General features: G+C 72.4%; 19 protein-coding genes and 1 tRNA gene. 14 read left to right on the top strand and 6 right to left on the bottom strand.

Annotated elements, in window-relative coordinates:
* Positions 1-35 precede the first annotated feature (35 nt).
* From LW587_RS15145 to LW587_RS15105, 9 genes are read left to right on the top strand one after another with little or no spacing between them, the layout of a single operon-like run.
* On the top strand, positions 36-1022 hold the full coding sequence (locus tag LW587_RS15145) for a glycosyltransferase (RefSeq protein WP_232630423.1): 987 nt from the start codon (positions 36-38) through the stop codon (positions 1020-1022).
* Positions 1009-2157, top strand: a complete 1149-nt coding sequence (locus LW587_RS15140) for an endo-1,4-beta-xylanase (RefSeq protein WP_232630422.1) — start codon at positions 1009-1011, stop codon at positions 2155-2157. The genes LW587_RS15145 and LW587_RS15140 overlap by 14 nt, the downstream gene beginning before the upstream one ends.
* A complete protein-coding gene (locus tag LW587_RS15135; protein WP_232630421.1) occupies positions 2154-3125 on the top strand; it encodes a hypothetical protein in 972 nt (323 codons plus the stop codon). Before LW587_RS15140 ends, LW587_RS15135 begins: the two co-directional genes overlap by 4 nt.
* Positions 3122-3898 carry a polysaccharide deacetylase family protein gene (locus LW587_RS15130; RefSeq protein ID WP_232630420.1) on the top strand — a complete coding sequence of 259 codons (777 nt, stop codon included), beginning with the start codon at positions 3122-3124 and terminating at the stop codon, positions 3896-3898. Before LW587_RS15135 ends, LW587_RS15130 begins: the two co-directional genes overlap by 4 nt.
* A complete protein-coding gene (locus LW587_RS15125; RefSeq protein ID WP_232630419.1) occupies positions 3895-5220 on the top strand; it encodes a lipopolysaccharide biosynthesis protein in 1326 nt (441 codons plus the stop codon). Before LW587_RS15130 ends, LW587_RS15125 begins: the two co-directional genes overlap by 4 nt.
* Positions 5220-6221, top strand: coding sequence for a glycosyltransferase family 2 protein (locus tag LW587_RS15120; RefSeq protein ID WP_232630418.1), 1002 nt, complete (start codon positions 5220-5222; stop codon positions 6219-6221). The genes LW587_RS15125 and LW587_RS15120 overlap by 1 nt, the downstream gene beginning before the upstream one ends.
* Complete coding sequence (locus tag LW587_RS15115) at positions 6218-7381, top strand: GNAT family N-acetyltransferase (protein WP_232630417.1); 1164 nt, start codon at positions 6218-6220, stop codon at positions 7379-7381. Before LW587_RS15120 ends, LW587_RS15115 begins: the two co-directional genes overlap by 4 nt.
* A gap of 38 nt (positions 7382-7419) precedes the next feature.
* Entirely contained in the window at positions 7420-8154 is a 735-nt protein-coding gene (locus LW587_RS15110; RefSeq protein WP_232630416.1) for an FkbM family methyltransferase, read from the top strand.
* Between the two features lie 15 nt (positions 8155-8169).
* Positions 8170-9141, top strand: coding sequence for an NAD-dependent epimerase/dehydratase family protein (locus LW587_RS15105; protein WP_232630415.1), 972 nt, complete (start codon positions 8170-8172; stop codon positions 9139-9141).
* Between the two features lie 24 nt (positions 9142-9165).
* Here the strand turns inward: LW587_RS15105 and LW587_RS15100 are convergent, their stop codons facing one another.
* Positions 9166-10833, bottom strand: coding sequence for a GMC oxidoreductase (locus tag LW587_RS15100; RefSeq protein ID WP_232630414.1), 1668 nt, complete (start codon positions 10831-10833; stop codon positions 9166-9168).
* Between the two features lie 383 nt (positions 10834-11216).
* Between LW587_RS15100 and LW587_RS15095 the strand changes: the two genes are divergently transcribed.
* Complete coding sequence (locus LW587_RS15095; RefSeq protein WP_232630413.1) at positions 11217-12377, top strand: WecB/TagA/CpsF family glycosyltransferase; 1161 nt, start codon at positions 11217-11219, stop codon at positions 12375-12377.
* A 36-nt stretch (positions 12378-12413) separates the two neighbouring features.
* On the opposite strand, the gene LW587_RS15090 is transcribed toward LW587_RS15095, so the two are convergent.
* The 4 genes from LW587_RS15090 to LW587_RS15080 all read right to left on the bottom strand — a co-directional run bounded on the left by LW587_RS15090 (position 12414) and on the right by LW587_RS15080 (position 15547).
* On the bottom strand, positions 12414-13895 hold the full coding sequence (locus LW587_RS15090) for a GumC family protein (RefSeq protein WP_232630412.1): 1482 nt from the start codon (positions 13893-13895) through the stop codon (positions 12414-12416).
* Between the two features lie 518 nt (positions 13896-14413).
* Positions 14414-14929, bottom strand: coding sequence for a hypothetical protein (locus LW587_RS15085; RefSeq protein WP_442919154.1), 516 nt, complete (start codon positions 14927-14929; stop codon positions 14414-14416).
* A 38-nt stretch (positions 14930-14967) separates the two neighbouring features.
* The gene (locus tag LW587_RS24155) at positions 14968-15339 is read right to left on the bottom strand and encodes a DUF6538 domain-containing protein (protein WP_332839838.1); all 372 of its coding nucleotides are present in this window, start codon (positions 15337-15339) and stop codon (positions 14968-14970) included.
* Positions 15340-15473: 134 nt separating this feature from the next.
* A tRNA-Gln gene (locus LW587_RS15080) sits at positions 15474-15547 on the bottom strand.
* 253 nt (positions 15548-15800) lie between these two features.
* Between LW587_RS15080 and LW587_RS15075 the strand changes: the two genes are divergently transcribed.
* Both LW587_RS15075 and LW587_RS15070 read left to right on the top strand, forming a co-directional pair.
* Positions 15801-16520 (top strand): cytochrome c biogenesis protein CcdA, encoded by a 720-nt coding sequence (locus tag LW587_RS15075; RefSeq protein ID WP_232630411.1) that lies wholly within the window; start codon positions 15801-15803, stop codon positions 16518-16520.
* Between the two features lie 230 nt (positions 16521-16750).
* On the top strand, positions 16751-17308 hold the full coding sequence (locus LW587_RS15070; protein WP_232630410.1) for a metallophosphoesterase: 558 nt from the start codon (positions 16751-16753) through the stop codon (positions 17306-17308).
* A gap of 255 nt (positions 17309-17563) precedes the next feature.
* Here the strand turns inward: LW587_RS15070 and LW587_RS15065 are convergent, their stop codons facing one another.
* Positions 17564-17953 carry a hypothetical protein gene (locus tag LW587_RS15065; protein WP_232630409.1) on the bottom strand — a complete coding sequence of 130 codons (390 nt, stop codon included), beginning with the start codon at positions 17951-17953 and terminating at the stop codon, positions 17564-17566.
* Between the two features lie 186 nt (positions 17954-18139).
* Here LW587_RS15065 and LW587_RS15060 point away from each other — a divergent pair, with 186 nt between their 5' ends.
* A complete protein-coding gene (locus LW587_RS15060) occupies positions 18140-19114 on the top strand; it encodes a 2-hydroxyacid dehydrogenase (protein ID WP_232630408.1) in 975 nt (324 codons plus the stop codon).
* A partial coding sequence (locus LW587_RS15055) for an AprI/Inh family metalloprotease inhibitor (RefSeq protein ID WP_232630407.1) occupies positions 19111-19722 on the top strand: 612 nt, incomplete at its 3' end. The genes LW587_RS15060 and LW587_RS15055, both read left to right, overlap by 4 nt.

Below are 19722 nucleotides of genomic sequence, written 5' to 3'. Positions count from 1 at the left end.
GTGCGGGTTTCGATTCCCGTCGGGTGCGCGCCGTCATGATTGAGAGCCTCGATCCCAAGGCGCGCCGTCGCTACGCCCTGATCGCACCGAGCCGCGACGAGGCCGGGACGATGCGCCGAACGCTGGACAGCCTGCTCGCGCAAACGGTGGCGCCGGCCCATCTCGTCTTCGTCGACGACGGCTCCACCGACGACACGCAGGCAATCCTGGCCGAGTACGCGCCGCGGATGCCCTACCTGCGCGTCGTCCGCCGCTCGGATCGGGGCGTACGCAAGGTCGGCCCCGGCGTGGTCGAGGCGTTCAACGCAGGTCTCGCCGGGATCGACCTGTCGACGGTCGAGTTCCTGTGCAAGCTCGACATGGATGTCGCGCTGCCGCCGCGGTACTTCGAGACGCTGATGGACCGGATGGACGCCGACCGGGCGATCGCCACCTGCAGCGGCAAGCCGTTCTTCCCCGACCCGCGCACCGGCGCGCTGATCAGCGAGCACATCGCCGATCAGTTCTCGGTCGGCATGACGAAATTCTACCGCGTCTCTGCGTGGCGGCTGATCGGCGGCTTCCCGACCTCGATCGGCTGGGACGGGATCGATTGTCATCTCTGCCGCATGCATGGACTGAAGGCCGTCAGCTTCCCCGATCCCGATCTCGCCTTCGTCCACCTGCGCCCGATGGGATCGAGCCATCTCAGCCTGTGGCACGGGCGCATGCGCCACGGCCTCGGCGCCTGGGTGATGGGCACCCCGCCGCTCTTCATGCTGGCCGCGACGGTGTACCGGCTGAACAAGCGCCCGCGCGTGCTCGGCGCGGTCGCGATGCTGTGCGGGTACCTGAAGGCCTGGGCCGGCGGCGTGAAGCGCTTCGACGCGCCGGGCTACCTGGCCTTCGTGCGCGCCTACCAGCTGCGCGCCCTCGTCGTCGGGCGCGAACGCTCGGCGGAGCACATGCGGCTGCGGCAGCGTCTGCCCGTTCCCCCCTTCGGCCACCCGATGATGAGGCGGGCCGACCATGCCGGCGGCTGACGGACCCGCGGCCCGCGGCCCGGTCCTGGACCGGCGCCGCCTCCTCTCTGCTCTGGCGGCCGCGGGCGCCGCGGCGCTGCCTGGCGCGCCGGACGCACGCGCCGTCGCACCGAGCCTCGCCGCGCTCGCGGCAGCGAAGGGCGTCGTCTTCGGCATGGCGCTGACCTGCGATCAGGTACGGGAGGCGCCCCCGCTCGCCGCGATCGCTCTGGCCCAGTCGGCGATGCTCGTGCCGGGCAACGAGTTGAAATGGGTGCGAGCGGAGCCCGGGCCGGGCCGGTTCGATTTCGCCGATGCCGACGCCCTCGTCGACCTCGCCCACGAGCACGGCCTGGGCTCGCGCGGCCACACCCTGGTCTGGCACGAGGCCCTGCCGGCCTGGATGACGACAGGCCTGACGCGCGCGGAGATGAGCGCGGCACTGTCGCGCCACATCGGAACCCTGTGCCGCCGCTATGCCGGGCGCATGCATTCCTGGGACGTGGTCAACGAGGCGATCGAACCCTCCGGCGGCGAGACCGGAGGTTTGCGCCGCACGCCGTTCCTCGCGGCGCTCGGCGAGGATTACATCGCCCGCGCCTTCGCGCTCGCCGCCGAGGCCGACCCGGACGCGATCCTCACACTGAACGAGTACGACCTCGAACGCGACACCGACTGGCAGGCCCGGCGCCGGACCGCCACGCTTGAGCTGCTGAACCGCCTCGTGCGCCAGCGCGTCCCGGTGCGCGCGCTGGGCATCCAGGGTCACCTCGATCCCGCCAAGGGGCCGTTCGATCCCGAGGTGTTTCGTTCCTTCATCCGCGCGGTCGCGAGCCTGGGCCTCTCGGTCTTCATCACGGAACTCGACATCACCGACCGCACGCTTCCCGGGGACGTCGCCGTCCGCGACCGGGCCGCGGCGGAGGAGACCCGCGCCTACCTCGCCGCCGCGTTGGCCGAGCCGTCGGTGCGGCTGGTGGTGACCTGGGGGGTCAGCGACGCCCATTCGTGGGTCGATGGCAATCCGCGGACCCGCCGCACCGACGGGCTCGTCTCGCGGCCCCACCTCTACGACACCGCGTTCCGCCCCAAGCCGCTGCGCGCTACCGTCGCCGAGGCGTTTCGCTCGGCACCCTCGCGGGGCCTCGCCCGATGACCTCTCCCGCCACGGCCCTGCGCCGCCGCCTCGCCCGCTTCCTGCGCGCGCATCCCCGCCTCCATGACGCGGCGCATCCGCCCTACCACTACCTGCGTCGCCTCCTGCGTCGGCGCGAGCTGAACCAGCACGGGAGCGTGCGCGACGCCGAGGCTGGCAACGGGCTCCTGCGTGAGGCTATTCTGTCCGGTGGGCCGCACGGCATTGCCAAGATCGGCTCGCTGGAGGCCGAGGCCCTGACCTCCTTCCTCGCGCAGACCGGCTACCCGCCCCTGCTGATGGAGCAACTGGTCACCAATGTCGGGCTGTTTCCCGGCACGCCCGACAGCATCGACCGCTTCTGCGAGGCCTATCTCGCGGCGCTCGCGCGGATCGACCTCCTGGCGGTCTGGGGACAACCTGGCGAGGCCGAGATCCTGCGGCAGGCCCCGGTCCCCGAGGCCGCGCCGAGGGCGCTCCTCCACATCGACAGCTTTGAGCCGTGGTATCACCGCGATCCGTGGTCCGGGGCGCTCTCGGGCAAGCGCGTCGTCGTGCTTCATCCCTTCGCGGCGACGATCGAGCGACAATACGCCCGACGGCGGGAGGTGTGGGAGAATCGTGAAATCCTGCCGGAGTTCGACCTGCGCACGGTGCGGATGCCGCTCAGCCCCGCGCTGGCGCCGCCGCGATACGGAAGCTGGCACGAGCAGTTCGACCATCTCCTCGGCGAGATCGAATCTCGGCCCTACGACGTCGTGATCGTCGGCGCTGGCGGCATCTCCCTTCCGGTTTCGGCGCAGGCCTGCGCCTCGGGCAAGGTCGGCTTCCACATGGGTGGCCTCACCCAGATCCTGTTCGGCATCCTGGGGCGGCGCTGGGAGAAGTCGGCTGCCGTCGCCGCGCAGCGGAACGTCGCCTGGGTCAGGCCCAGCGGGGACGAGGCGCCGGCAACGGCCCGCAAGGTCGAGCAGGGATGCTACTGGTGAGCCCGGGCGCCGACGGGACCGTCCCGCGCTTGCGCCGCGTGGTCGGGCGGACTCTGGCGCGGTCCTGCGCGCGGCGTCCCGCCGTCCTACCGGACGACTTCCCCCCCACCGTCTCGTTCACCTTCGACGACTTTCCCGCTTCCGCCGTGGACGCCGCCGGGCCGATCCTCCGCGACGCCAACATGGCGGCGACGTGGTACGTGGCGAGCGGCCTGCTCGGGCAGCCGAGCGCGGTGGGGACCATCGCCTCTCCCGATCAGGTCGCCCGGCTGCACGCGGCCGGCCACGAGATCGGCGACCACACCTGCCGGCACCTCGACGCCCGCGCCGTCGCGGCGGAGGATTACGGCCGCGACATCGACGACAATCGCCGCGTCCTGGCCGACCTCCTGCCCGGGCACGCTGTGCGCTCCTTCTCCTATCCGTTCGGCGGCGTGACGGTGGGCGCCAAGCGCGCCGCCATGGCGCGGGCCGTGACCTGCCGGAGCACGATGGCGGGCATCGCCCGGGGCAGCGTCGACCTCGCGCTGCTGCCGGCCAATCCGCTCTACGAGGATGCCGCTTGGCTGGCCGCCGCCCGGGACGTGATCGGTCGGCTCGCCGCGACGGGGGGCTGGGCGATCTTCTACACCCACGACGTGACGCCGTTCCCTTCCCCTTGGGGATGCAGCCCCGCCTCGTTCGCCGCGCTGGTCGCGGCCATCGGGCGCGCCGGCCTGCGCGTCGCCACCGTCGGCGCCGTGGCCGGCGAGATCGCTCCGGCCTCCGCATGAGACAGGGCGTCTCCCGCGGACTCACCCTCCTGCGGCGGCGCCACCGCACGCTGGCGGGCATCGTCGATCAGGGCGTCGTCGGGATCGGCAACCTCGCGGTCGGGCTCCTGGTGCTGCGGGCCTCGACCAAGGAGGAGTACGGGCTCTACAGCCTCTGCTACATGACGCTGATCCTGCTGAACGGCTTCTCCAACGCCGTGTTCGCGGCCCAGCTCACCGTGTCCTACCACGAGCGTCCCCGGTACGACCGGGACGGCTTCGCCGCCTCGCTCCTGCGCGGCCAGCTGATGTTCAGCGCGTGCCTCGCGCTGGCCGGTCTCGCGGTCGCGCTCCTGCTCCCGGAGCGCGTGCTGCCGCCCGACCTGCGCGCTCTTCTCGTCGTGTCGGCCCTGGCCTGCCCGGCGGTGATGGCGCACGACTTCCTGCGAAGCTACTTCTTCCTCGTCGACCGGCCGTTCGACGCCGTGACGCTCGATCTCCTGCTCGTCGCCGGCTGGGCCGCCGGCACGCTCGGCCTCGGCGCGGGCCCGGTGCCCTCCCTTTCCCTTGCGGCCATGACCGCCTTCGGCCTGTCGGCCGGCGTGGCGGCCGGCCTCGGCCTCGCCCTGTCGCGGCTGCCGCTCCGGACCGGAGGGGGGCCGGCGCTCGGCGCGGTGGCGGTCGCCTGGGGCCAGGGGCGCTGGGCACTGGGCGGCGCCGCCGTCACGGCGCTCCAGAACCAGGGGCACGTCTACCTGCTCGGCTGGCTCGGCAGCGCCCGGGCGATCGCCGAGCTGAACGCCGCCCGGATGCTGATCATGCCGATGGGCCTCCTGATCGTCGGGGTCGGGCGGACCCTGACCCCCGCCATGGCGCGGCTGGCGGCGGAGGGGCGCGTCGCGGAGATGACCCGGACCGCCAACCGCACCCTCGCCGCCGTCGTGGCGATCGTCGCCCTTTACGCGATGGTGATGCTGCTCGCCCATGACTGGCTCATCGGCCGGGTGCTGGGCGGACGCTACGAGGGGATCGGCCCCCTGGTGGCCCTGTGGACGGTGGTCCTGCTGCTGCAGGCCGTCGACGCCAACCTCTCGGCCGTGATGCAGGTCGCCAAGCGGTTCCGTGAACTGACGATGATCAACCTGTGGACGGTCGGTCCGGTGCTGGCCGGCGTGATTCCGATGATCCTGCTCTACGGGGCCGAGGGCAACCTCGTGGCGCTGGCGGCCGGCTATGTCGGGATCACGCTGCTGCTGTGGCGCGAGGCCGGGCGGGCGGTCGCCGCGCTCGAAAGCGGTGCGGCGGCGGGCCGAACTCCGTCTCCCGAACCGAGGGGGCGGTGATGTCGGTCGCGGACAAGCCGGAGGCGCCGGCCGTCACGACGCCAAGCGTCGTCACGACGCCGACCGTCGTCACGACGGTGAGCGTCGTCATCTGCACGTTCAACCGTCCCACCCTGCTGGCCCGCGCCGTCCGGACCGCGCGGGAGCAGCGTTTGCCACCCGACGTCGCCGCCGAGATCGTGGTGGTCGACAACGCGCCGGACGGGAATGCCCAGCCCGTCGTCGCGGCGCTCTCCGGCGAGGCCGGGCTGCCGCTGCGCTACCTCGCCCACCCGGTGCCGAACATCTCCCACGCGCGCAATCGCGGCGTGGCGGGGACGGCCGGGGCGCTCGTCGTCTTCCTCGACGACGACGAGTGGTGCGCTCCGGGCTGGCTCGCCGCGCTGGTCGCGACCGCGCGGGAGACGGGGGCCGACATCGTGTTCGGCGCCGTCCTGGCCGATTTCCCCGACGGGCCGCCGGACTGGGATCCGAGCGGGCGCCCCTTCGAGCGCCGGCTCGACCGGCCCAGCGGCACCCGCATGGGCCTCCGCCACGATCAGGGCGCGAGCGGACGCTGGATCGGCACCGGCAACGCGCTCCTGCGGCGCGACACCTGCCTCGTCGGGGACGCGCCGTTCGACCCGTGGCTCGGCCGCTCGGGCGGCGAGGATCACGACCTGTTCGTCCGCCTCGACCGGGCCGGCCGGCGCATGGTCTGGTGCGGCGAGGCGGTGGTCTACGAGGTCGTCCCGGCCGAGCGGACCCGCTTCGACTACATGCTCAGGCGCAACCGGCGCGGGGGCCAGCAATGGGCGAGCGTCGCGGTGCGGCGTGCGCGGCGGCCGGCGCTCGCGGCCGTGTCGATCGCGGTGCGGGCGGGCGTCCAGCTCACGCTGGTGACCGCCGCCTGGGCGGCCTCCCGCCTGCGCGGCGCTCCCGACGCCGGATCGCGACGGCTCAAGATCGCGCAGGTCTCGGGCAAGCTCCTATGGTGGACGATGCCGCGGGGACACCGATGATGCACGGGGCGGCACAGGGGCTGACGATCCGCGTCCACGCCTCCCTGCGGGACGCCGAGGCGGATCTCGAAACGCCCGGTCTCGCGGGCTACGCCTTTGGGCGCCACGTGTGGCTGCGGGCCTGGCACGAGACGCTGGGCGTCGGCGTAGCGCCCGCCATCGTCGTGGTCGCGGACACGCAAGTGCGGTTGGTGGTCCCGCTCGGCCTCGTGCGCCGCAGGGGCCTGCGCGTGCTGGAATTCCTGGGCGGGGTCGTGTCCGACTACAATTCCCCGCTGGCCGATCCCGCCTTCGTCGAGGCCCTCGACGCCGCCTCCGTCCGGGCTCTCTGGACGCGGATCGCCGCGGCGCTGCCGCCGCACGACACCGTCCGCCTGCTGCGGATGCCGGCCTCGCTCGACCCGCCGCAGGGGGCCGCTGCGGGGCGGGTGCCCAACCCGCTGGTCCACTTGCCGGGCGCGACCGCCGCCGGGGTCGCGCGGAGCGTGACTCTTCCCGACAGCTACGCGACGCTGGTCGGATCTCTGAGAAACCAGTTTGCGGCAGATACACGCCGTCGCTGGCGCCGCCTCGCCGAGGTGGGATCGACGGATTTCGCCGTAGCGACCGACGCCACCGCGATGAGAGATCTCCTCGTCGGCCTGAAGCGGATGAAATCCCGTCGCTGGCTGGAAACCGGGGACAGGGACTGGTTCGCGGACCCTGCCTTCGCCGGGTTCTACGACGCGATGAGTCGGATGACGGTTCCGGAGGGCCGCGTCCATGGGTGCGCCCTCACAGTGGCCGGCACCATCGTGGCGGCCCATCTCGGACTGGTCTATCGCGGCCGCTTCTGTCTGCTCCTGCTGGGATGGGAATCCGGCAACTGGCAGCGTTTCAGCACCGGGCGTCTCATGATCGACGCCATGATGAAGGCCGCGATCGACGAGGATCATCAGGTCTTCGACTTCACGGTCGGCGACGAGGCCTACAAGCGGGAATGGGCCGACACCGAACTGCTTCTGTTCCGCTGCGAGAGTGCCGTGACGATGCGCGGGCGCCTCGCCCTCGCCGCGGTCTCGATGCGCGAGGACCTTCGCGCGCGCGCCAAGCGGGTGACATGGCTCCGACGGGCGATCCGGCGGCTGGCCGGCCGATCGCCTCTGCCCGGCACGGGATGAGCGATGCACCGACACCGATCCGTCACGACGAGGCATCCATGAACGCGCTCCACCACGCTTGGAGGGACGGGAGCCGGCGGCTCGCCTTGCAGGCCGTCCGCATGGGGCTGCCGCTACCCGGCCGGCCGCTCCAGGCGCTGGCAGAGCATGTCGGCCTGCGCGACTTGATCCGGCAGGAGCGGATCGACGTGGTGCTCGACGTCGGCGCCAATACCGGCCAGTTCGCGCAAGGGCTGCGGCAGGCGGGCTTTGCCGGTCGCATCCTCTCGTTCGAGCCAGTGCGCCGGGATTTCGATGCGGCCTCGCAACGGATGCGGGGCGATCCGCTCTGGACCGGGCTGCGCATCGCGCTGGGCGATGCAGACGGAACGGCTGCGATCAACGTCGTGCCGAGTCTGACCGTGATGAACTCGCTCCTGGCGCCGATCACCGCCTCGCGCCGGCTCGAAACCGAGCAGGTCGCCATCCGCCGCCTCGACCACGTGCTGCCGGACCTCCTGCCCGACCACGCCACCCGCCGCATCCTCCTGAAGATGGACACGCAGGGCTACGACCTGCGCTGCTTTACCGGCGCGCAGGGCTGCCTCAGCGCCGTGCGGGCGCTGTACTCGGAACTCTCGGTGCTGCCGATCTACGCCGGATCGCCGCACTACCTCGAATCGCTGGCCCGCTACGAAGCAGCGGGTTTCGCCCTCACCGATCTCACGGTGGTGTCGCGCCGGGCCGGCGCCATTCAGGAGATGAACTGCCTGATGCGCCGCGCACCACGATGAAGGAACCCGAGCCACATGACGCGCGTCCTCGTCCTCGGTGCCGGTGGGTTCGTCGGCCGCCACCTCGTCGCCGCGCTCGCGGCTGACTCGGACTTCGAGCCCATGGCCCTGATGCGCGGCGCTGCGAACGCTCTCCCGCCCGGCGTCCCGCTGCGCCGAGCCGACGCGACCGATTCCGAGGCGCTCAGGCAAGCGCTCGCCGGGATCGACGCCGTCGTCAACTGCATCGCCGGGACCGAGGCCGCGATGACAGCGGTGACGCGCCACCTCGTCGCGCTGACCGAATCGGGGCGCGTGCAGCGCCTCGTCCACCTCAGCAGCATGGCGGTCTACGGGCCGGTTTCCGGCACCGTCGGGGAAACGAGCCCGCTCGACGGATCCGATGGTCCCTATGCCCGCGCCAAGGTTGATTGCGAGGCGATGATTGCCGCCTCCGCCACGGTTGCCGCCCGGTCGGTCGTGCTCAGGCCGGGCTGCATCCACGGTCCCGGAAGCCCGCAATGGACGGAGCGGATCGGCCGGCTGCTGCGGCGGCATCGGATCGGCGACCTCGGCGAGAACGGCGACGGAACCTGCAACCTCACCTTCATCGACGACATGGTGCAAGCCATCCTGGCGGCTCTGCGCCGGCCGGAGGTCGGCGGTGGTATCGTCAACGTGTCGGACCCGAACCCGCGCAGCTGGAACGCTTACCTGACGGAGCTCGGCCGCGCGATCGGCGCGGTGCCGGTCGCACGCATCTCTGGGCGCCGGCTGTCCGCCGAGGTCCGGCTGCTCGCCCCGGCCCTCGTGGTGGCCGGGCGCGTGCTCGACCGGTCCCCCGTACGAGTTAAGCTGCCACCGGCGGTGACGCCGTCGATGGCGCGGCTGTGGCGGCAGGAGATCACCCTCGACCACCGCCGGGCCGATGCCGTGCTGGCATTCCGTCGCACGCCCCCGGCGCGGGCCATCGCCGCTGCCGCGGACTGGCTCCGGACGTCGGGGTGACCGGGCGGATGCCGTCCGGCCCGCTCACGCCGCGCGGGCGGGAACGAGGCTTCGTTTCAGCCGGTCGGCGAGCCGGAGCGCCAGGGCGACCACCGTGAGGGTCGGGTTGGCCTGACTGGAGGTCGGGAACACGGCCGCGCCTGCAAGGAACAGGTTGTGTACCCCGTGCACCCGGCACTCGGTGTCGACCACGCCGGCGGCCGGCGTGGCGCCCATGCGGGCGGTGCCGATATGATGGCCGCCATAGGCCCCGTCGCGCAGCATGTGGTGGGCGACGGCGGCTGGATCGTAGTCGAGCCGGCCGCGGCCCCAGCGGCGCAGCGCGCCGTCGAGCAGCGACAGGGCGACCTCCGCCGTGCGGATGTCGACGGGCGAGTGGCGCCAGTCGAGGTGGACGCGCGGAAGACCGAGCGCGTCGGTCTCCCGGCCGAGGCTCACCCGGCTGTCGGGATTGGGCACCTGCTCGCCGTGATAGTCCAGGCTGAACAGGTTGCCCGGTGGGCGAACGATCACCGACGGGTACTTCCGCGCGGCGAACGCCCGGTGCCGCACGGCGTGGAGGAAGAAGCCCGCCGTCGCCGCGGGCTCGCGGGCGACGTTGCCGAGATGGCGCAGCCAAGTTGCGGCCCCGCCGCCGCGGTTGTGCAACCGCTTGGCGTGCTCGTAGCCGATGAACGGCTTGGCGAGGTAGAGCGCCGACAGGGGGCCGCTGCCGTGGCGCGGATCAGGAATGGTGGGAAAGTGCAGGCGCAGGAGGCCGTTGGCGACCCCGTGCTCGCGCTGAGCGGCTTCGCTCAGCGTCCAGCGCCGCCGGCAATAGGCGCCGTCCTCGGCCCGCTCGTAGCCGCTCCAGACGTAGTCGCGCGGCACGTACAGCTTGACCGTCCCGATCGTGCCGGCGATGTGGCACATGTAGAACCGACCGACGAGGCCGTGCGTGTTGCCGATCCCGTCCGCCCGGTGACGGCGCGACGCCAGCAGCAGCCGCGCCGTCTCGATCCCTCCGGTGGCGACGACGACGTGGCCGGCCGCGATGGCGAAGCGCCGGCCGGCGAGGGTGGCGACCGCGACGCGGCGGACCGTGGTGCCGTCCGGGTCGGTGACGAGTTCGAGCGCATTGGCGCCGACGAGGACGCGGACGTCCGAACTCGCCGCCAGCCGGGCGCGGTAGCGGGCGCCGAAATCGGTGGGCGGCGAGAACCGCTCGATCCGGTCGGAGTCGAACCCTTCGGGCGCGAAGGAGCGGATCGTCGGGCGCATCCCGTCCGGCAGGGCGGCGGCGGCCGAGTACGTGCAGTCGCCAGCCTCGCACAGGGCGTTCGCGGCTGGATACCAGAGCGCCACCTCGTCGTAGGCGATCGGCCAGCCGTCCTGTCCGAGCCAGGGCCGCGCGGCGAAGTCGATCGGGTCGAACGGGATGCAGCGGCCGCTCCAGACGGTGGTCGTGCCGCCCATCGTCCGCTGGCGGTAGCGGTCGGTCGGGGGATGGAGATCGGGATCGGCGACGTCACCCCGGTAAAGCGCCTGCGCGGCGGCGTCCGGCTTCAAGCCGCCGCCTTCGAGGAGTAGGACGCGCAGGCCGCTCCGGAGGAATTGAAGGGCGAGCGTGATCCCGGCCGCGCCCGCGCCGACGATGCAGAGATCGCAGGGGAGTTCGGTGCCGTGGTCGATCGTGTCCGCCGAGAGGATCATGAAAACGCACCGGACAGGGGAGCGGGAAGCGCGACCAGCCTCGCCGACCGTTGGATGACGGGCCTTATGCAACATTCCGGAGGCGCGACGCGTCTCGAAAGGGTCTTGCAGGGATCAGTCTTGCAGCGGTCGGCGCCATCCATCACAGTCGCCTTCATGGTCGGGGCGGATCGCTCTCGGCGCGACGGTCGGGCGGTTGGTCTATCACGTTGTCGAGAGACCATGTCTCGACGGCATCGCGTATCGTGAACGGCTCGGGCCCGCATGATCCACGTCACCGGCTCGATCATGCCGACAGACGTCGTCGATCGACGCGCCGACGGTATCCGCAGGCGACGGTGCGCGGACCGACATGGCGCCAGCGGCATGATGAGAGGCATTCGGTGAGGCTGGCCGACGAACCGCTCGATCGACCGGACCACGGGACGCGCCGCGCGGTGCCGAAGCCGGTCCCCGATTTCTCACGGTCCGCGTTCTGCATCTTCGGCGTGACGCTCGACAACGTCGCGATGGACGAGGTGCTGCGGGTCATCCGTGAGGCCGTTCGCACGCGGCGCAAGCTTACGATCGCGACGCCCAACCTGAACTTCGTCGTGCGCGCGGCGTCCGATCCGGCGTTTCACGCCTCGATCCTGCGCAGCGATCTCAGCCTTGTCGACGGGATGCCGCTGGTCTGGGCCGGCCGGTGGTTCGGCGTGCCGGTTAAGGGCCGCGTCACCGGCGCGGACCTGTTCGAGCGCTTGCGGCGGAGCCGCGACCCGGCCGAGCGCCTCAACGTCTACCTGTTCGGCGGCCCCGACGGCGTCGCCCGCCTCGCTGCAGACAGGCTCAACGCTGAGGGCGGCGGCCTGCGATGTGTGGGCTACCGCTCGCCAGGCTACGGCAGCGTCGAGGCGATCAGCCATCCGGAGATCATTCGGGAGATCAACGCGAGCGGCGCGGATTTCCTGCTCGTGGCGCTCGGCGCCGAGAAGGGTCAGAGCTGGATCGAGCGCAACCGGGAGGCGCTGGAGGTTCCGGTCGTCAGCCATCTCGGCGCGGTGATCAACTTCACCGCCGGCACCGTGCGCCGCGCCCCGGCCCGGTTGCAGCGGGCCGGCCTCGAATGGGCGTGGCGGATCTACCGGGAGCCCGCCCTGTGGCGCCGCTACCTGTCGGACGGTTCGGCGGCCCTCGCCATGCTGGCGCGGACATCGTGGAACGCCGGGATGGCCCGCCTCCCGTCGCCACGCGGATCACGGGCGTTCCCTTCGGCCGTCGAGGTGGTCGAGGACGAGCGCGATGCGGTGATCCGCATGAAGGGAAATTGGCGCGCGCCGGGCCTCGGCCCTCTACGCGACACGCTTCAGGCACAGGCCGGCAGCGACAAGCGCTTGTCGATCGACTTCGGCGGCACCACCGGGCTCGACAGCGCCGCCGTGGCCGTGCTGATGCTCTTGCGGCAGGCCCGGCTCGACGCGGGGCGGGGATGGCACGTGACCGGCGCCTCGTCCCGGCTGTCGCGCCTCTGCCGGTCCTACGGCGCCGACGACCTGATCGGCTGAAAACCGCCCGCGTCAGACTTCCCGCCGGATCCGCCGTCACGACACGAGGTCGCGCTGCTCCAGTCTGCGAAGGGCCGTTCCGGTCGCGGGTGCGATGCGTCCGGCCCATGTCGAGAGGATTCGGGTCCTCTGCAGGACGATGCAGGCGACGGCGAGCCAGAAGCCGAGGGCCCCGCCCAGGACCAGGAAGACGATGCCGCGCGGTGGAAAAGCCCGCTGCAAGGGCGGCTCAGCAGTTGAGATGATCCGCGCAGTGCTGGTGTCGAGCTGCTCGATCTCGCCCATCTCCCGGGACCGGCTGAGGAAGGTGTTGAGCAGGTTCTTGTTGACGTCGACCTCCTGCTGCAGTTGCGCCAGTTCGGACAGCGCGCTGCTTGTGTCGGTGGCTTCGTTGGACAGCCGATCCACGATCGCCTGGGATGCCCTCTCCGCGGCCGAAGCGCGCTGGTACTCGCGCTGCGCCGCTTGCCGGATGCGCACGAGTTCGGCCTGGAGCGACCGGTCGATGCTGGCAAGCTGATCGCGCGCATCGCGGACGGCGGGATGGCGCGCCCCGAACTGGGTGAGGGCCGAGTCCAGTTGCCTTTTCGCGTCGGCCTGCTTGCTGCGCAACTGGGAGATCGTGAGCGAGGTGACCGCCTCGGGCGAGACGCCCTCGGAACCCTGGCCGCCCTCCGCCCGGGACAGGCCGTCGAGATGGGCGCGGCTCTGAACCCGCTGCTGGCGTGCCTGGGCGAGCTGCGCGTTGGCTTCCGTCAGTTGCTGCTCGCTGCTGAGCTGCGTCCGCGTCCCGACGAGCCCATGCTTCTCCCGATACGCCTGCGCCCGGGCTTGCGACTGCCGGAGGCGGTTGCGAAGCTCGTCGAGTCGGCTCGTCAGCGCGTCGTTGGCACGGCGGGCCTTGCTGGCATGGGCTGTGGTCTGCTCGTCGAGATAGGCTTGGGCGACCGCGTTGGCGAGGCGCGCCGCCGTCTCGGGAGTGGAAGCTCGGACCGAAACCTCCATGATGAAGGTCCGCTCCGGCCGCTTGACCGTGACGCGGTCGGCGAGCGCCTGGAGCGCCTTCAGGCGCCGGCTCTCCGCGGACGGCGGTTCCGCGGGAGCGGCGCCGATGAAATCCTTGAACCGATCCGCGAGCGTCGTCCCCGCGCCGGAGGCCGGATCGTCGGCGAGCCCCTGCGCCGCGACGACCCGCGACAGGACGCTGCGCGAGGTGACGATCCTCGCTTGGCTCTCGATGAAGCTGACCTCGAAGTTGTTGTCTCCGCTCGGGGGCTGACCGGCCGCCCCGGCGAGCGGTTGGATGCCGCGGCTGTCGATGAACAGCGTCGTGGTGGCTACGAAGCTCGGTGGAACGAGCAGGCTCGCGCCGTAGGTCAGGAACGCGCAGAGGCAACTTGCTACGGCGATCAGGCTCCAGCGCTGCAGGAGCCACGAGGCCACCTCGGCGTAGCCGGCAAGACGCTCCGCCGCCGCCGGAGGGCGTTTGGAGAGGAGGTTAAGAGGTCCGTCGAGCATCCTCAGGCTCCGCGCACCCAGCACGGCGCGTATGTGTCCGCCCTCAACGCCGGTCCGCCGTTCGGGTGTCGCTCAGAGAACGCCCGCCCCACGGCGGCGTCGCCTCCGCCTCGGCGGTTCGGCAGGAGGTGCGTGAGAGACACTAAGCAGGACATCCTAACGATCTGTCGGCCGACTTCGCGCAATCCGCATGCCGTCCAGCCGACGCCTCACGTCGACCAATGGTGGCGGAATCGTCCCGGTGCGGGACCAAACCCTTCCTGGGATCCGACGGTCCCGTGCCGCGATGGGCGTCGCCCGGAACTCATCGCGCCATCCTCCGGCCCACCGTCTCCTCGATGGCGCCGCCGGGGATGGCGTCGCCGACCATCGTCGGGTGCAGATGATCGAACAGGAGCTGGGTCGAGGACCTGAGTCGAGGACCTGGGTCGAGATGCGGCCCGAGGCGTCGGCCATCGCACGGCCGGGATCGAGGTAGACGGCGCCCTGCCGGTCGGCGCAGCTGCGAACCAGTTCGTTCAGCCGGCCCGGTCGAGGTCGGCCAGCAGCGAGTGGCGGAACAGCCGTGCCACGCGCGGGGCGAGCGCCGGTAGGTCTTCGGCGTAAGCGCGGTTGTGCCCGTGCGCCGTCAGCAGGTCGACGCGGCCGGTTCGCTTGACGTGGGCCCGCTGGTGGTGGGGCACGAACACCGCGACGCCCGGCCAGTTCGACTGCGGGATGCGTGGGTTGCCGGTCGCGGCCAGCACCGCGGCGGCGTAGAGGTCGAGGATCAGCGTACGCCCGGTGCGCTTGGCCGCGCGGTAGAGCGAGACGACCCGGTCGATGTTCTGGGCGGAGGCCGCGACCAGCGCCATGCCGGGCGCCTCGGTGAACAGTGCGACGAGCCGCGCCTCGATCTCATCCTCGCTCGGGAAGGTCCGGTCCGGGTCGAGCCGGCCGAGGCTGGAGCCTTCCATCAGCAGGGTGTCGATGTCGCGCGGTGGCTCGCGCAGCAGGCGCTCGAACAGCGCGCCCTTGCGACCGTGACCGCGCACGTCACTGGAGTAGAACAGGCGTTGTCCGCCTGCCTCGATCAGCAGGGTGTAGGCGTCGTAGGCCGAGTGGTCGACGAGGGTGGGCGTGACGGTGACTCGGTGACACGCATCTCGCGTACATTGGCCGGAAGTGGGCTGCGAGCGAGACGCCCCGGCGTTCTCTCCGTCGAGTGATGTACGCGTAGAAGTCTTGGACGAGATGGGCGATCGGGTCCGTCGGTGAGCATCGGCGCGCCGCGCAGGGCCAAGAATAGCCCCTCGGAGGCCACGTATAACCGACATGCAGCCAGCTTGGCAGCGCGGATATCGCCGGTGCCCAGGCTGCGGACCAGTTCGCGCCGGTTGAGTCGCTGGCGCAAGTCGTCCGGAACACCGCGCCGAAAGTGGTAGACGATCCCTCGCAGGACCACGTTGAACAGCCCGGCCCCTCCGCTCCTTCGCTGTCCCGCGGACAGGCTTTGTAGCAGCGGAATGTAGCAACCGGCTCAGTCCGCAGGGCGGCTCAGCGAGAAGCGCAACGAACTGAATGGCTTAGGAGAACGAGTGGCTGGGGGACCTGGATTCGAACCAGGACTAGCGGAGTCAGAGTCCGCGGTTCTACCGTTAAACTATCCCCCACCGGGAGCGTGTCGGCGGATGGAAGCCAGGGGCTTCGGCGTGGCCGAACGAACGCCGGGCTCCAATAGGCCGGGATCGGGGCGGCGTCAACACGCTTGCGTGGGGCAGGGGGCGCCGGCCTTCGCCAGCCTTGCATCGGCCGGCGGTTGCGTCATGACGGGCCTGCGAGGGTGGATTGCCGGTTCGGCCCGGCACGGGCGACGCGGCAGGCCCGCGGACGTGCAAGGCTCCGGTTCGGAGAGAGGCTCTAAGCGTGACGGTGTCCCTCGGCCTCGCCCTCCTCGCCGGGCTTCTGTCGGTGCTCTCGCCCTGCGTGCTGCCGCTGCTGCCGCTGGTGCTGGGGGCGGCCGCGAGCGCGCATCGGTTCGGTCCCGCCGCGCTCGCCGCGGGGCTCGCCCTGTCCTTCACCGCCATCGGCCTGTTCGTGGCCACCGTCGGCTTCGCGCTCGGGCTCGATACGGCCCTGTTCCGCACAGGGGCGGCCGTGCTGCTCGTCGGGATCGGTCTCGTCCTGCTGGTGCCGGCGGCGCAGACCCGCCTCGCCGTGGCTGCGGGCCCGATCGCCGACTGGGCAGAGCGCCGCTTCGGCGGGCGCGCCACCGCGGGCCTGACGGGCCAGTTCGGTCTCGGGCTGCTGCTCGGCGCGGTCTGGAGCCCCTGCGTCGGGCCGACATTGGGCGCCGCCTCGCTGCTGGCCGCGCAGGGGCGCGACCTCGCGGGTGTGGCCGCCACCATGGCGATGTTCGGGCTCGGCGCCGCCCTGCCGCTCCTCGTCCTCGGGGCGGTGTCGCGGGGCCTTCTCCTGCGCCTGCGCGGCGGCCTGATGCGGCTCGGCCGGGGCTTGAAGGCGGGGCTCGGAGCGCTCCTCGTCGCCACCGGCCTCGCCGTGCTGGTCGGCCTCGACAAGGCGATCGAGACGGCCCTCGTGGACGCCGCGCCCGACTGGCTGAACGCCCTGACCACCCGGTTCTGAGCCGCTCCGGCGGCGCACGCGTCAGCGCACCACCTTGCCACCGCCTTGCCCCGGCGGACCGGCCGCGCCACCTCGCGGGACCCTTTGGGACGTTGGACCCACCGGCATCGAGGCCGATCGCGGGTCGGCCGCCCGGCGACCGGCGGACGGCCCGCCGCCCGCCGTCGTTCGGGGGCCTCGACGGGGCGGGATCCGCGTCGCCGAGGGGGATCAGGGAGAGGGACCGGAGCATGGCGATCCACTTCACGGCCGACACCCATTTCGGTGACCGCCATATCCTGCGCCAGCGTGGGCACCGCTCTCCGAGCATCGAGGCCCATGACGAGGCCCTGATCGCCCGCTGGAACGCCGTCGTCGCGCCGGGCGACGAGGTCTGGCATCTCGGCGATTTCGCCGCCCATGCCGAGCCGGCCCATTGCGCGGCGGTCTTCGCCCGGCTCAACGGGGTCAAGCGGCTCGTGCGCGGCAACCACGACAGCAACCGGGTGCTGCGGCTGCCCTGGGCCGATCCGCCTGTCGAGAGCGCCCGGATCACCCTGCGGGACGGGAGCGGCGCGCCCTGCCGCCTGTTCCTCGCCCATTACGCGCACCGGGCCTGGCCGGGGCTGTGGCGGGGCACGCGCCACCTCTACGGGCATACCCACGGAACGCTGCCCGACACGACCCGCTCCTGCGATGTCGGCGTCGATGCCTGGGACGACCGCCCGGTCGGCCTGTCCGCCCTGATCGCCCGCCAGGACGCCGCCGCCCTCGTCCCCGAGGAACTCGCCCGCGACGCGCCGGACTGAGCTTGGCTTTTCAGGTCCGGTTCAAGTGCGGGGGCGCAGGGTGCGGGGCCTCGCGGGACCGGTCCCCGCGACGGCGCTCCCGCGCACCGGTGCCTCGGACCCCATGCCCGCTTCCCCGCCCTCCGCGTCCCGTGCGCGCCCGCGCTGGCGGCCGCGCGCCTTCCTGGACAGCGTGATGCCCGCCCTCGACAGCGCCTTCGGCCTCGACGGCGAGCCGGACCTCCCCGACGCGATCGCCGATCTGATCGCCCGGCTTCAGGGCGACCCTTCCGATGCCTCCGCCGAGGGATCGGCGGCCGCGCGGGAGGCGGTGCCGGCCTGAGCGGCGCGGAGTCGGTGACCCGCGACGTTCCGCAGGGTCGCCTCGACCAGGGCGGCGACCTGCCCGCGGGTCTTCGGCTGGCGGATCACGAGGCTCGCGACCACCTCCGGATGGCCGCGCCGCTGCTTGGGGGTGCGGGCATGGTTGGAGAGGCGGAGCCGCTCGGGGCCCGCGTCACGGGCGAAATAGAGGCTGTCCCCCCGATCGTTGCGGGCGACCTCGCGGAAGCCGTGCCCGGCGAGGAGGCGGCCCGCCTCGGCGAGGGCGCGGAGCGGGGGCAGGGCGCCGGACCCGTCCGGGTTCGGTCGTGACGGCCGCTTCATCCCCTGTGGCTCCTCGGCCCCCGATCCCGCCGGGCGCGAACGCGTCCGGACTTGTAACCCGGGCCCGCTGGACCGGCGAGCGGCGCGGGATTACTCCGGCCGGCACGGCCGGGCCCCGAGGCTCGGCGACGGTGCCCGACCGCCCCCTCGGCGGCGGCGCCGGCATCGCCGGAAGGATGCGGGTGCGTGACGCCGGACCAGACCCCTGACATCCTGCTCATCCGCCAGACCCGGCCCGACGTGGCCGAGCGGCTCGCCGCGCGCTTTCGCCTGCACCGGCTCGACGACGCGCCCGACCGCGACGCCGTCCTGTCCGCGATCGGCCCGCGCATCCGCGGCCTCGCAGTCGGCGCGATGTGCCCGATCGATGCCGCCCTGTTCGATCGGCTGCCGCACCTGGAGATCGTGTCGAGCTTCGGCGTCGGCTACGACACCATTGATGTCGGCGCGGCGGCCCGGCGCGGCATCGTCGTCACCCACACCCCCGACGTGCTGTCCGACGAGGTGGCCGACCTCGCCCTGGGCCTCCTCCTCGCCGCCGTGCGGCGCATCCCGCAGGGAGACCGCTACCTGCGGGCGGGGCACTGGCGGGCGGCGAGCTTCCCCCTCACGGCGAGCCTGCGGGAGCGCCGGGTCGGCATTCTCGGCCTCGGCCGGATCGGCCAGGCCATCGCGACGCGGCTGGAAGGCTTCGGCGTGGGCATCGCCTATCACGGCCGCACGCCCCGGGCCGAGGTTTCCTACGCCTACCACGACAGCCTGATCGGCCTGGCGCAGGCGGTCGACGTGCTGATCGTGGCCGCTCCCGGCGGGCCGGAGACCCGGGGGATCGTCGATGCGGCGGTCCTCGCCGCGCTCGGGCCCGAGGGCATCGTCGTCAACATCGCCCGCGGCAGCGTGATCGACGAGGCGGCGCTGATCGAGGCCCTGCGCGCCGGCACGATCCACGCGGCGGGGCTCGACGTGTTCGAGAACGAGCCGCAGGTGCCCGACGCGCTGATCGCTCTGGAGAACACCGTGCTCCTGCCGCATGTCGGCTCCGGCTCGCACCACACCCGGACCGCGATGGGGCGGCTCCTGACCGACAACCTCGTCTCGTGGTTCGAGGGGGACGGTCCGCTGACCCCGGTTCCGGAGACGCCCTGGAGCCGGGCGCGATGAGACATCCCCGCGCGCCACGGCCCCGGATCGGCGCCCTCCGGCCCGCCCTCCTCGCCCTCCTCCTGCTGGCGGGCGCCCCGGCGCTCGGCCAGGAGGCGGGGCAGACAACGGGGCAAGGATCGGAGCAAGAAGCAGGGCCGCAGGCGGTGACGCCCCCCGTTGCCCCGGGGGAGGGCGGGCCCTCGCCGCTGCCCGACAGCCTCGCCGGCGCCGTCGGCACCTGGGACCTTGCCCTGACGGGCGGGCAGCGGCGCTGCGTGCTGACGCTCTCGACCGACAGCGGTCCGAGCGGGCGGCTGGTGCGCTTCCCCGCGGGCTGCCGCCGGGCGCTGCCGCTGCTCGCCGGCATCGGCGGCTGGCTCTACACGGAGGCGGGGATCCGCCTCGTCGACGGCAATGTGCGGCCGGTCCTGGCCTTCGCCCGCAGCCGCGACGGCCAGAGCCTCGCCGCCGCCGCGGAGAACGGAGACCGCTACAGCCTCGTGCCGCTCCAGATCGCCGCGATGCGCCCGGCCACCCCGACGCCCGAGCCCGCCGAGAAGCGCCGTCACCAGCCCCATGGCGGTGTCGAAGCCGGACCCCGAGAGGCGCTTGACCGCGACGGGGGC

The sequence above is a fragment of the Methylobacterium sp. Leaf118 genome (assembly GCF_920984675.1).
Classification (GTDB): domain Bacteria; phylum Pseudomonadota; class Alphaproteobacteria; order Rhizobiales; family Beijerinckiaceae; genus Methylobacterium.
The sequence above is the reverse complement of the archived record's forward strand: the minus strand, read 5'-3'. Positions and strand labels throughout refer to the sequence as shown.